Here is an 11,200-nt window from a genome sequence, read left to right as displayed (position 1 = left end):
TTGAAACGGGCGACGTCGCCGTCCATCCCGACCAGCTGCGGGACCTCTTCGATGCCTTCCGGCCACTTGAAGTCCATCGGTGCGGTGCGGTAGGTCCCAACGCCGAGAGCCGGTGCGGCACGCGGGCGCTGAAGCTGACGCTGTCCCCGGCCCGCAAGGTCGTCGCGCCCTGCTCGAAGTCCACGTGCAACTGGCCGCTGAGCACGTAGAGCCAGTCGTGGCCCTCGTGCTTGACCGGCCGAACACCTTCGCTGGTCGGGGAAATCCGGTAGCGCGCGGCGTAGAGGCCGGGGATCACGGCTCGCGGCGTCAGCACCTGCAACGCCATGCCGTCGGTGTCGACCGTCGGAACCTCGTTGCCGCGCAACACCATCGCCGCCGGGCCCGGCTTGCAGTCGGTGAACAGCTGCGACAGCCCGACGTCCAGCGCGGTCGCCACCTGCGCCAGCACGTCCAGCGACGGCATCGCCTCGCCCTGCTCGATGTTGACCAGCTGCGTCACGTCGAGCGCCGCCCGGTCCGCCAGCTCGCCCTGGTCGAGGCCCTGCGCCGCCCGCAACCGGCGGATCCGGTCGCCTAGCCCGGCGAGGGCGAGAGCACGCGTGCTACCAGGGGTATCGGACACGTGACCCACCATAAGTCGCGTCCGGTGGATTCGCTGCGATCGCGCGTGTGCCCCGAGCGCTCGGCGGGTAGCCGAGTTCGGCAAGGGGGGTGGTGGTGATGCGAGCCCAGGAGACCGTGCAACGCCTGCTGGACGACGAGGGCAGCACGCTCGCCGCCCGAGCCGGGATCAACCTGGAGAACAAGCCCGCACCGCTGTACCGGTTGCTGGTGCTGGTGACGCTGCTGTCGGCGCGGATCAAGGCGGAGCTGGCGGTGTCGGCGGCGCGCGAGCTCGCCGAGTTCGGCACTGCGCAGAAGATGTGCGACGCGACCTGGCAGCAGCGCGTGGACGCGCTCGACCGCGGGCACTACGTCCGGTACGACGAGAGCACGTCGACCGCCCTCGGGAAAGGCGCGCAGCTGCTCATCGACCGGTACCACGGCGATCTGCGCCGGATGCGCGCGAAGGCCGACGGGGATCTGGACGTGCTGCGGGAACTGCTCACCGAAGTACCGCGCATCGGCCCGGTCGGGGCGGACGTCTTCTGCCGCGAAGTGCAGCTGGTGTGGCCGGAGATCCGGCCGTTCTTCGACGAGAAAGCGCTGGCCGGGGCGCGAAAGCTGGGCCTGCGGGCCGATCCCGACGCCCTCGCCGAGCTCGTCGAGGGCCACGACCTGGCCCGGCTCGCGACCGCGCTCGCGATGACCTCGTGAGCGGCGATGGTGGTTCTAACGACCATCGCCGCTCACGCGAACGTCACTTGGGTTCGAGGACCTCGCGGCCGCCGAGGAACGGGCGCAGCGCCACCGGGACGCGGACCGAACCGTCGGGCTGCTGGTGGTTCTCCAGGATCGCCACGATCCAGCGGGTGGTGGCCAGCGTGCCGTTGAGGGTCGCCGCGATCTGGGTGCGGCCCTCCTCGTCGCGGTAGCGGGTGTTGAGCCGCCGCGCCTGGAACGTGGTGCAGTTCGAGGTGGAGGTCAGCTCGCGGTAGGTCTGCTGGCTGGGCACCCAGGCCTCGCAGTCGAACTTGCGGGCCGCGCTGGCACCGAGGTCACCGGCCGCCGTGTCGATCACCCGGTAGGGCACCTCGATCTTGGCCAGCATGTCCTCTTCCCAGGCCAGCAGGCGCTGGTGCTCCTCCCGGGCGTCCTCTTCCCGGCAGTAGACGAACATCTCCAGCTTGTTGAACTGGTGCACGCGGATGATGCCGCGGGTGTCCTTGCCGTAGGAGCCCGCTTCGCGGCGGAAGCAGGTCGACCAGCCCGCGTAGCGCAGCGGACCGTCGGAGAAGTCCAGGATCTCGCCCGAGTGGTAGCCGGCCAGCGGCACCTCGGAGGTGCCGACCAGGTACAGGTCGTCCTCCTCCAGGCGGTAGACCTCGGTGGAGTGCGCGCCGAGGAACCCGGTGCCGTCCATGATCTCCGGGCGGACCAGCACCGGCGGCACGACCAGGCTGAACCCGCTGGCGGTGGCCTGCGCGGCGGCCATGTTCAGCAGCGCCAGCTCCAGCTGGGCGCCGATGCCGGTGAGGAAGTAGAAGCGGGCGCCGGACACCTTCGCGCCGCGCTCCATGTCGAAGGCGCCGAGCGCGGTGCCCAGCTCGACGTGGTCCTTGACCTCGAAGTCGAACTCGCGCGGCACGCCGACGTGCTTGAGCACGGCGTAGTCGTCCTCGCCGCCCGGCGGGACGTCGGGCTCGACGATGTTCTGGACGGCCTTCTGGGTCCGCAGCAGCTCGTCGTCGGCCTCCGACTGCGCGGCCTCGGCCTCCTTGACCTGCGCGGAGAGCTCCTTGGCGTGGGCCAGCAGCGCGTCGCGCTCCTCGCCCTTGGCCTTGCCGACCTTCTTGCCGAGCTGCTTCTGCTCGGCGCGCAGGTTGTCCGCGCGGGACACCGCGGACCTGCGACGCTCGTCGGCGGACAGCAGCGCGTCCACCAGGGACGCGTCTTCACCCCGTGCGCGCTGCGATGCGCGCACGGCTTCCGGATCATCGCGTAGCGTCTTCAGGTCGATCACAGCTGGTCAGCGTAGTCCTCGCGGTGAACTCACAGGTTCGCAGGGGGGTGCGTGCCCGGGCGGTGCGCGAACGCCCAGGTGCTGCGCAGGTGGGGCGGCGGGTGATAGGAATCGAGCTCGCTCCGCCGGTCGGCCGGGGAGCGGCTCGGCTCACCGCTTCGACCCCCGCAGCACCCTTCGGGCTACGCGGGCGAACGCGCCTGAGCGAGCCAGAAGACGACGACGCGGGGATTGCTGAGCCATGTTCGAACTCACTGGAAAAGTTGCCCTGGTGACCGGTGCCGCCTCCGGGATCGGCGCCGAGGTCGCCCGGGTGCTGGCCGCCCGCGGGGCGGTGGTCGCCGGAGCCGACCTCGCCCCGGAGGTCCCGGACGCGTGCGCGTCGGGGCACCGGGTCGACGTCTCCGACCCGGAGTCGGTGCAGAACTGCGTGCAGGACGTGGTGGACCGGCACGGCCGGATCGACGTGCTGGTCAACTCCGCCGGCATCGTGCGCCTCGCGCCCGCCACCGACATCGGGGTGCAGGACTGGCAGCTGACCCTGAACGTCAACCTCACCGGCAGCTTCCTGATGGCCCAGGCGGTCGGCCGCGGCATGGTCGAGCAGGGCGGCGGCCGGATCATCAACCTCGCCTCGCAGGCCGCCAGCGTCGGCCTGGACCAGCACGTCGCCTACTGCGCGTCGAAGGCCGGGATCATGGGCATGACCCGCACCCTGGCCCTGGAGTGGGGACCCAGCGGCGTGACCGTGAACGCCGTCTCGCCGACGGTGGTGCTCACCGAGCTCGGCCGCGCGGCCTGGGACAACCCGAAGGGCGACGCGCACCGCGCTGAGATCCCGGCCGGGCGGTTCGCCGAGCCGGAGGAGATCGCGGCCGCGGTGACCTACCTCGCTTCGGACGAAGCGGCCATGGTCAACGGGACCGAGCTGAAGGTGGACGGCGGGTTCACCATCCGCTGAGCCCGCGGGATGCCGCCTCGCCCGGCGGCATCCCCCGTTCAGCTCTCCGGGATGCGGTGCGGGACGAAGGCCGCGCCGTCGTCGGTGATCAGACCTGCCGTCTCGCGGATGCCGAGGCCCGCGGAGGAGTCGCCGACCACCCAGGCGCCGAGCGCCGGGCGCATCCCGTCGAACTCCGGCAGCGGGTCGAACGCCTGGTAGACGTAGCCCTCCTCGCCGTAGATCCCGGCGGTCTCGGTCTCCCAACCCGGCGCGACGACGCTGATGTTGTTGCCCTCGCGGCCCAGCCGGGGCTTGCGGACGTACTCGGTGAGCAGGCCCGGCTGGTCCAGGAACGTCGGCAGCAGGTTCGGGTGCCCGGGGTGCATCTCCCACAGGACCGCCAGCAGCGCCTTGTTGGACAGCAGCATCTTCCACAGCGGCTCGACCCACTGGGTGGCCGGCAGCGTGTCGACCGCGTGCTTGCCGAAGTCGTCGTCGACCATCCACTCCCAGGGGTAGATCTTGACGACGGAGTTCATCGGCGCCTCTTCGAGGTCGACGAAGCGCTCCAGCAGGCTGTCCCAGCCGATCTCCTCGATGGCCAGGCCGACGGTGTCCAGGCCCGCCTCCGCCGCGGTCTCCTGCAGGTAGGCGGCGGTGATGTTGTCCTCACCGGTGGTGTCGGCCGAGGACCAGGTGAAGTGCACCTCGTTGGTGGCCAGCTGGTCCTTGATCTCGCCCCAGCGCTCCACCAGCTTCTCGTGGATGGAGTTCCACTGGTCGTCGCCCTCGTGGCGCTCGGTCAGCCAGTGCCACTGCACGACCGCGGCTTCCAGCAGCGAGGTCGGGGTGTCGGCGTTGTACTCCAGCAGCTTGGCCGGGCCGGTGCCGTCGTAGCGCAGGTCGAAGCGGCCGTAGAGGTGCGGGTCGCCGCGCTTCCAGGACTCGGCGATGTGCGGCCACACCCACTCCGGGATGCCGAAGTCCTTGTAGCGCTCGGTGGTGATCACGTGGTCGACGGCGTCCAGGCACATCGAGTGCAGCAGTTCGACGTCGGCCTCCAGCGAGAGGACCTCGTCGAGGCTGAACTCGTAGTGCACGCCCTCGTCCCAGTAGGGGCGCGCCGATCCGTCGGCCGCGCGGGCGGGAGTGCCGAAGACCAGCCCCAGCTCCTCGACCTTGCTCTGCCAGTCCGGCCTGCGGTCGGTTGTCCTGCGTCGCACTCGTCAGCTCCCGGTGCTGCCGCTCTTGTTGTTGATGCCGAAGCCACCGCGCTGGATGGTCTTGCCGCTGGTGTCCTTGATCGTGGAACCGGACGGCTTGGTGAACGACGATCCGGACGCCGGCGAGCCCACCGGAGGCGCCGACACACCGGCGGGTGTGTAGGCGTAGCGGTAAGAGCTGTACTGCCCGCTGGGAATCGTGGTGCCGGGCAGGAAGATCGGCATGAAGAACATCCCGCCGCTGCCCATGTGGCCGCCGTGGGAGGTCACGTACTGCTCGTTGCAGAAGTCGTCGTTGTCCCGGACACCCGGCTGCCCGGACTGGTCCGTGGCGCAGTACTGCTCGCTGGCGCTGGCCTCGTTGCTGACCTCGGACGCCGAGTACATCGCGGCGACCAGCGCCACGACGCCGACTGTGACACCGCCGCCGATCATCAGGCGGCGGCGGTTCTGGCTCTTCTTCTCAGCGGCTTCGAGCTCGGCGCGCTCCTGCTCGGCCCGGCGCTTCTCCGCTGCGATGCGGGCGCGCTGCTCGGCCAGCGTCGGCTCGCGCGGGGTCGTGCTGTCCGGATCCTGGTACCGGATCCGCCCCTGCTGCGGTCCTGCCGTCGGCTGCTGCTCGGGCTGCGTCGGCGGGTTGGGCGGCGGCGTCCCCTCGCCCTGCTGCTCATCTGCCACTGGCTTGCCATCTTCCGTCATAGCCCCACTCCCGGAAGCAACATTACCTATCGAGATGACGCCCCCGGCAACGAATCGGTTCCGAAGCCACTGCGGGTAACCGCGCAACGCTGGTTCGAACCAGGCATGATGTCTGCGATGCCAGCGCCCGATGCACCCCCGAGCCCCAGCCGGAACAAGCCCAACACCCGGCTCGTGATGATCTGCGCCGTGATCGGTGCGCTGCTGGTCCTGGTGGTCAGCGCGCTGCTCAACTGGCCGACCGGCACGCGCAGCGCCGGCCCCGACCAGCAGGGTTCGTCGCCGGCACCGAAGGTGGTGTTCAGCGCACCGCCGGGCAGCTGCCTGAGCTGGGCCGAGGCCGACGCCTCCGACATCCGCCAGGTCACCTGCGACGAGCCTCACCTGTTCGAGGTCACCGGCACCGCCGACCTGCGCCCGCAGTTCGACGACAAGGCGCCGTTCCCGGGCACCGAGCAGTGGCAGCAGATCAAGCAGGAGCGCTGCGTGGAGGTCTCCACCGGGTTCCTGTCCGGCCGGTTCGACCCCAACGGCCGGTTCAGCGTCGGCGCGTTCACCCCGAGCGAGGAGGGCTGGGCCGACGGCGACCGGACGCTGCACTGCGGTCTCCAGCAGCCCGGACCGTCCGGCAAGCTCTACCCGATCAAGGGCAGCGCCTCGACGACCGACCAGTCCAACATCTACTCGGAAGGCCGCTGCCTGGGCATCAACGGCACCGCGGTGTGGGACCCGGTGGACTGCGCGAAGCCGCACGCGGTGGAGATCACCGGTGTGGTCAACCTCGGCGAGGAGTTCCCCGGCGGCTGGCCCGCCGAGAAGGACCAGGACCCGTTCCTGTTCACCCGGTGCGGGGAGCTGACCGGGCGCTTCGCGGGCGACCCGAACGCGGCCAAGGACAAGGGCCTGGTCATCTACTGGGACACCCTCTCGGAGGAGAGCTGGAACGCCGGATCGCGGCAGGTGAACTGCAAGGTCAGCGCGCAGCTGCCGGACGGCAGCGGACTGGCGCCGGTGACCGGCAGCATCAAGGGCGACGTGCGCGTCGGCAAGGAACCGGCGCCGCAGATCGCCGCCGGCCAGCCCGGCGCTCCCGCCACCGAACCCCGCTGAGCTGGTAGAACGAGGTCATGCCGGTGGAGATGACCCGAGCCCGGTTCGAGGAGCTCGTCGGGGACGCGCTCGACCTGCTGCCCGCGGAGTTCGCGGCCGCGATGAACAACGTCGTGGTCCTGGTCGAGGACGAGAACCCCGACGACCCGTCGCTGCTCGGCCTGTACGAGGGCATCGCGCTGACCGAGCGCGACAGCACCTACGCCGGGGTGATGCCGGACCGGATCACGATCTACCGCGACCCGCTGCTGGACATGTGCGCGGATGAGGACGAACTGGTCGACGAAGTGGCGATCACCGTGGTCCACGAAATAGCCCACCACTTCGGCATCGACGACGAGAAGCTCCACACCCTCGGCTGGGGCTGACAGTTCCGCCTCTCCGCGATTCACAGTGGTGGTTACGTTTCGGAGTGATCTCGCGGTTTCGGGGTTTCTTGTGGCTGAGTTGCGTCACGGTCCCCTGAGGTGCGGTTGGGTGGGGCTCGGGACCTGTCCGCAGGTGTCGGTGTGTCGGGGCCCGACATGCCGTGGGAGCGCAGTTTCAATTGAAACTGCGGTACAACGCGCCGGTGTGTCGGGGTCGGACGTGCCGGGGCGTGTCAGAGGGTTTCGAGGCCGTCCCAGGCGGTGCAGGTCCAGCCGGTCCGGGCGTCGGGGTCGGATTCCAGGACGATCACGCCGGTGTTCGGCAGGTACACCGCGTTCGACATCGTCCCGTCGACGTTCGCCGCCAGCGTGCACGCCGCCAACCGCAGCATCGCGCCGTGGCTGACCAGCGCCACCGCGCCGTCCCCGGAACCGTCGATCGCGCTGCGCGCTCCGGCGACGAACCGGGTCAGCGCCTCGCGACCGCTCTCCCCGCCCGGCATCGGCACGTCGAGCTCTCCGCCGTGCCACAGCCCGTAGACCTCCTCGAAGGTCCGCAGCGCCTCCCGATCGCCCCGTCGCTCCAGGTCACCGACGTAGACCTCGTGCGTGCCCTCGACGACCTCGACGGGCAGCCCGTGCCGATCCGCCAACGGCTGCGCCGTCATCTGCGCGCGAACGGCACGACTGGCGTGGATCGAGACGATCTTCTCCTCGGCCAGGCGCTCGGCGAGGTCCGCCGCCTGCTGCCGGCCGAGCTCGGTCAGGCCGGGGCCGGGCGGCAGGGTGTCGAGCACGTGGTCCACGTTGGCCGGGGTCTGCCCGTGGCGGATCAGGAGCAGCCGCAGCCCGCTGGGCGCTTCGAGTTCGAAACCGCTCATGCCAGCCTCCCCGCCCGCACGTCCTCGACCCACTGCGCCGATGCCAGGAACGCCTGCTCCGAGGCGGACGGGCGCACGCTGGCCGGCGACCGGTCGGCCTTCGGGTAGGAGCCGAGGAAGCGGACGGTGCTGCACCGGCGGCGCAGCGCGGTCAGCGCGTCGCCGATCCGCGCGTCCGCGACGTGCCCGTCGAAGTCCAGGAAGAACCGGTACTCGCCGAAGCGGTCCTTGAGCGGGCGGGACTCGATGCGGCTGAGGTTGATGCCGCGCAGCGACAGCTCGGCGAGCATGTCGGCGAGCGTGCCGACCTCGTCGCTGATCACCGCGCACAGCGAGGTGCGGTCCGCGCCGGTCGGCTCCGGCAGCTTGCCCGGGCGGCGCACCAGCAGGAACCGGGTCACCGCGTCGCGCACGTCGGCGATGCCGCCGACCAGCCGCTCCAGGGACGGGTAGTGCTCGAGGGCGACCGGCGCGGAGATCGCCGCGTCGGACTCGTCCGCCGCCACCGCCGCGGCACCCGCTGCCGTCGAGCTGGCGGCCCGGACCTCCGCGTTCGGCAGGTTCTCCGCGAGCCAGTTCCGGACCTGCGCGAGCGCGTGCGGGTGGCTGGTCACGGTGCGGATCGCGGCCAGCTCGGTGCCCGGCCGGACCAGCAGGTCGAACTGGATCGGCAGCAGGGCTTCCTGGACCGCGACCAGCGGCTCGTCCTCGGTCAGCGCGTCCAGCGTCGCGTTGACCGAGCCCTCCACCGAGTTCTCCACCGGCACTCCGGCGGCCAGCACGTCGCCTCTGCGCACCGCGGCCAAGGCCAGCGGAACGGTCTCGCAGGGCACGAGTTCGGCGTCGAAGTCCCCGGTGAGCGACCTGGTGGCTTGCTCGGTGAAGGTGCCCGCCGGGCCGAGGTACGCGATTTGTGGCACGGGCCCAGCCTAGAGAAGCCCGCCACCCGGGCCACCGTCAGGCAAGCGGCGAAGACGCTTTCGGTGGTGAACAGCCACCGCGAAGAACGACCAGCACCGGGTGGCAATGGCCGCATGCGCCGCCAGGCGCATGACCCGCGCACGCAACTCGCACCGCCGCGGGTTCTCAGCGTTCGCCTGGCGAGGACAGCTCCGACGCCGCGTATCCGCTTAATACGTCAGGAGGAGATCCCGGAGTCAGGCGGGCGCTGAGGTTCCGCTACCCGCACCGCCACGCAGACCAACCCCGTGCTCTTTGAAGCCGCCACCTCCCGAAACCTCCGAGGTGTGACCTACCCAATGCCACTCGGGGGACCTTTCCTGCGATGCTGTGTGCGTGACCGCAGATTCGGGTTGCTCGTCGGAGAGGGCGGAGCCGGAGCTGCAGCTCGTCCTCTGCGCGCTGGACGAGCCGCTCGCCGCAGCCTGGCAGGAGATCGCTGAGGACCGCGCTGGCCTCACCGTCCACCAGGGCTCCGTTCTCGACCTGTCGGTCGATGCCGTGGTGAGCCCGGCGAACTCGTACGGCTGGATGCGCGGCGGGATCGACGCCGTGTACGCGCGGACCTTCCCCGACGTGGAGGAGCAGGTGCGCAGCGCCGTGCTGGCCTACCACGGCGGCGAGCTGCCGGTCGGCGAAGCGCTGCTGGTGCCCACGGGGGCGCCGAACCCGATCTGGCTGATCAGCGCACCCACCATGCGGGAACCCGGTGAGCGCTTGCCCGCCGACACCGTGCACCCCTACCTGGCGGCGCGCGCGGTGCTGCGGCTGTGGGCCAGCGCGGTGCTGGAGAACGGCGCGCTGGTGCGGCAGGTGGTGCGGTCGGTCGCCATGCCCGGTCTGGGCACCGGTATCGGCGGGGTCGAGCCGGAGCTGTGCGCGCGGCAGATCGCCGCCGCCTGGGACGAGGTGTTCGCCCACGCCGATCGGTTCTGACGATCAAGCGGAACCCGGCGGCAATGAGTACCGTCGGGCGCACCGGCTGACCACCGAGGAGGTTCTCCGATGCTGATTCGCCGTTTGGCCCGCCCGATGCTCGCCGCGGTGTTCGTCTACGGCGGGATCGGGGCGCTGCGCGATGCGCCGAACCACGCCAAAGCGGCGGCCCCGCTGCTGGAGAAGGCCACCGGCCCGATCAAGGACTCGCTGCCGGAGCAGTTCCCCACCAACCCGGAAACGCTGGTGCGCATCGACGGCGCGGTCAAGGTCGGGGCGGGCGCGATGCTGGCGCTCGGCAAGTTCCCGCGGCTGGCGTCGCTGCTGCTGGCAGGCAGCATCGTGCCGACGACGCTGGCGGCGCACGCGTACTGGGAGATCGACGACCAGCAGGAGCGCGCCAACCAGCAGGTCCACTTCCTGAAGAACGTCGGCCTGCTCGGCGGGCTGCTGCTGACCGCGGTGGACACCGGCGGCAAGCCGTCGGTCAAGTACCGGGCCAAGCGCCGTGCCCGCAAGGCCAAGCGCCGCGCGCGGAAGGTCGCCGGGAAGACCCACGAGACCATCGGCGCGGCCAAGGGCGTGGCGAAGATCAAGAAATAGCAGCGGATTCGACCCTCCGCGCACCTTTCGCCCGAGACGTACGTAGCGTGGGTGTGTGTCCGTGAGCGTGCTGCTAGTCGATGATCATGAGGTGGTCCGGCGCGGTCTGCGCGACCTGCTGGACACCGAGGAGGACGTCGCGATCGTCGCCGAGGCCGGTGGCGTCGGCGAGGCCTTGGTGCGCGCGCAGGCGACCGGGCCGGACGTCGCGGTCATCGACATGCGATTGCCCGACGGCGACGGCCTGGAGCTGTGCCGACGGCTCCGCGAGCTGCCGGATCCGCCGTACTGCCTGGTGCTGACCGCGTTCGACGACGAGGCCGCGCTGGTCGGGGCGATCAACGCCGGGGCGTCGGGTTACCTGCTCAAGCAGGTCCGCGGCCAGGACCTGGTCAACGCGGTCCGCGAGGTGGCGGCGGGCCGGTCGCTGCTGGACCCGATCACCACCGGGCGGGTGCTGGCCCGGCTGCGCCAGTCCGCCAACCCGGAGCAGGACGAGCTCGCGGCGCTGACCGAGCGGGAGCGCCGGGTGCTGGAGCTGATCGGCGAGGGGCTGACCAACCGGCAGATCGCCGAGCAGCTGTTCCTGGCCGAGAAGACGGTGAAGAACTACGTGACCTCGGTGCTGGCGAAGCTGGGCATGGAGCGCCGGACCCAGGCCGCCGCCTGGGTCGCCCGCCGCCAGGGCCAGCTCTGACCGGTCGCCCGGTGCGGTGACCCCCTCCCGCAGTTTCAATTGAAACTGTGCTCCGCCGTGCCTGGGATTTACAGTTTCAATTGAAACTGCACACCCGGGCGTGTCGGGACCCGGCGTGTCGGGACCTGTGGACAACCCGGGTCACCTGTGGAGA

At 70.6% G+C, this 11,200-nt stretch carries 13 protein-coding genes; 7 read left to right on the top strand and 6 right to left on the bottom strand.

Features of this window, described 5'->3' with window-relative positions; all coding sequences use genetic code 11:
• Positions 1-625, bottom strand: a 625-nt coding sequence (locus tag ABTZ89_RS28065) for a helix-turn-helix domain-containing protein (RefSeq protein WP_351050171.1), incomplete at its 3' end; no start/stop codon positions are given.
• A gap of 98 nt (positions 626-723) precedes the next feature.
• Here ABTZ89_RS28065 and ABTZ89_RS28060 point away from each other — a divergent pair.
• On the top strand, positions 724-1,320 hold the full coding sequence (locus ABTZ89_RS28060) for an endonuclease (RefSeq protein WP_351050168.1): 597 nt from the start codon (positions 724-726) through the stop codon (positions 1,318-1,320).
• 43 nt (positions 1,321-1,363) lie between these two features.
• On the opposite strand, the gene serS is transcribed toward ABTZ89_RS28060, so the two are convergent.
• A complete protein-coding gene (gene serS, locus ABTZ89_RS28055) occupies positions 1,364-2,626 on the bottom strand; it encodes a serine--tRNA ligase (RefSeq protein ID WP_270954217.1) in 1,263 nt (420 codons plus the stop codon).
• A gap of 241 nt (positions 2,627-2,867) precedes the next feature.
• Between serS and ABTZ89_RS28050 the strand changes: the two genes are divergently transcribed.
• Positions 2,868-3,587 carry a GolD/DthD family dehydrogenase gene (locus ABTZ89_RS28050; protein ID WP_270954218.1) on the top strand — a complete coding sequence of 240 codons (720 nt, stop codon included), beginning with the start codon at positions 2,868-2,870 and terminating at the stop codon, positions 3,585-3,587.
• Positions 3,588-3,625: 38 nt separating this feature from the next.
• Here ABTZ89_RS28050 and ABTZ89_RS28045 read toward each other — a convergent pair whose 3' ends face one another.
• Together ABTZ89_RS28045 and ABTZ89_RS28040 are read right to left on the bottom strand one after the other, a co-directional pair.
• A complete protein-coding gene (locus ABTZ89_RS28045; RefSeq protein ID WP_270954219.1) occupies positions 3,626-4,792 on the bottom strand; it encodes a glutathionylspermidine synthase family protein in 1,167 nt (388 codons plus the stop codon).
• Between the two features lie 3 nt (positions 4,793-4,795).
• Positions 4,796-5,491, bottom strand: a complete 696-nt coding sequence (locus ABTZ89_RS28040) for a hypothetical protein (protein WP_270954221.1) — start codon at positions 5,489-5,491, stop codon at positions 4,796-4,798.
• 117 nt (positions 5,492-5,608) lie between these two features.
• Here ABTZ89_RS28040 and ABTZ89_RS28035 point away from each other — a divergent pair, with 117 nt between their 5' ends.
• Both ABTZ89_RS28035 and ABTZ89_RS28030 read left to right on the top strand, forming a co-directional pair.
• Positions 5,609-6,601 carry a septum formation family protein gene (locus ABTZ89_RS28035; protein WP_270954222.1) on the top strand — a complete coding sequence of 331 codons (993 nt, stop codon included), beginning with the start codon at positions 5,609-5,611 and terminating at the stop codon, positions 6,599-6,601.
• Positions 6,602-6,618: 17 nt separating this feature from the next.
• Positions 6,619-6,969, top strand: a complete 351-nt coding sequence (locus tag ABTZ89_RS28030) for a metallopeptidase family protein (RefSeq protein WP_270954224.1) — start codon at positions 6,619-6,621, stop codon at positions 6,967-6,969.
• Positions 6,970-7,202: 233 nt separating this feature from the next.
• Here ABTZ89_RS28030 and ABTZ89_RS28025 read toward each other — a convergent pair whose 3' ends face one another.
• Positions 7,203-7,850, bottom strand: a complete 648-nt coding sequence (locus tag ABTZ89_RS28025; protein ID WP_351050162.1) for a histidine phosphatase family protein — start codon at positions 7,848-7,850, stop codon at positions 7,203-7,205.
• Positions 7,847-8,770, bottom strand: coding sequence for a prephenate dehydratase (pheA, locus tag ABTZ89_RS28020; protein WP_351050159.1), 924 nt, complete (start codon positions 8,768-8,770; stop codon positions 7,847-7,849). The genes ABTZ89_RS28025 and pheA overlap by 4 nt, the downstream gene beginning before the upstream one ends.
• 376 nt (positions 8,771-9,146) lie before the next feature.
• Between pheA and ABTZ89_RS28015 the strand changes: the two genes are divergently transcribed.
• From ABTZ89_RS28015 to ABTZ89_RS28005, 3 genes are all read left to right on the top strand, one after another.
• Positions 9,147-9,746, top strand: a complete 600-nt coding sequence (locus tag ABTZ89_RS28015) for a macro domain-containing protein (protein WP_502949605.1) — start codon at positions 9,147-9,149, stop codon at positions 9,744-9,746.
• A gap of 69 nt (positions 9,747-9,815) precedes the next feature.
• Complete coding sequence (locus tag ABTZ89_RS28010; protein WP_270954228.1) at positions 9,816-10,349, top strand: DoxX family protein; 534 nt, start codon at positions 9,816-9,818, stop codon at positions 10,347-10,349.
• A gap of 55 nt (positions 10,350-10,404) precedes the next feature.
• A complete protein-coding gene (locus ABTZ89_RS28005) occupies positions 10,405-11,046 on the top strand; it encodes a response regulator (RefSeq protein ID WP_270954229.1) in 642 nt (213 codons plus the stop codon).
• Positions 11,047-11,200 lie beyond the last annotated feature (154 nt).

This window comes from Saccharopolyspora sp. NPDC002686 (genome assembly GCF_040295745.1).
GTDB lineage: Bacteria > Actinomycetota > Actinomycetes > Mycobacteriales > Pseudonocardiaceae > Saccharopolyspora > Saccharopolyspora oryzae.
This window is presented reverse-complemented; position numbering and strand designations above follow the sequence as displayed.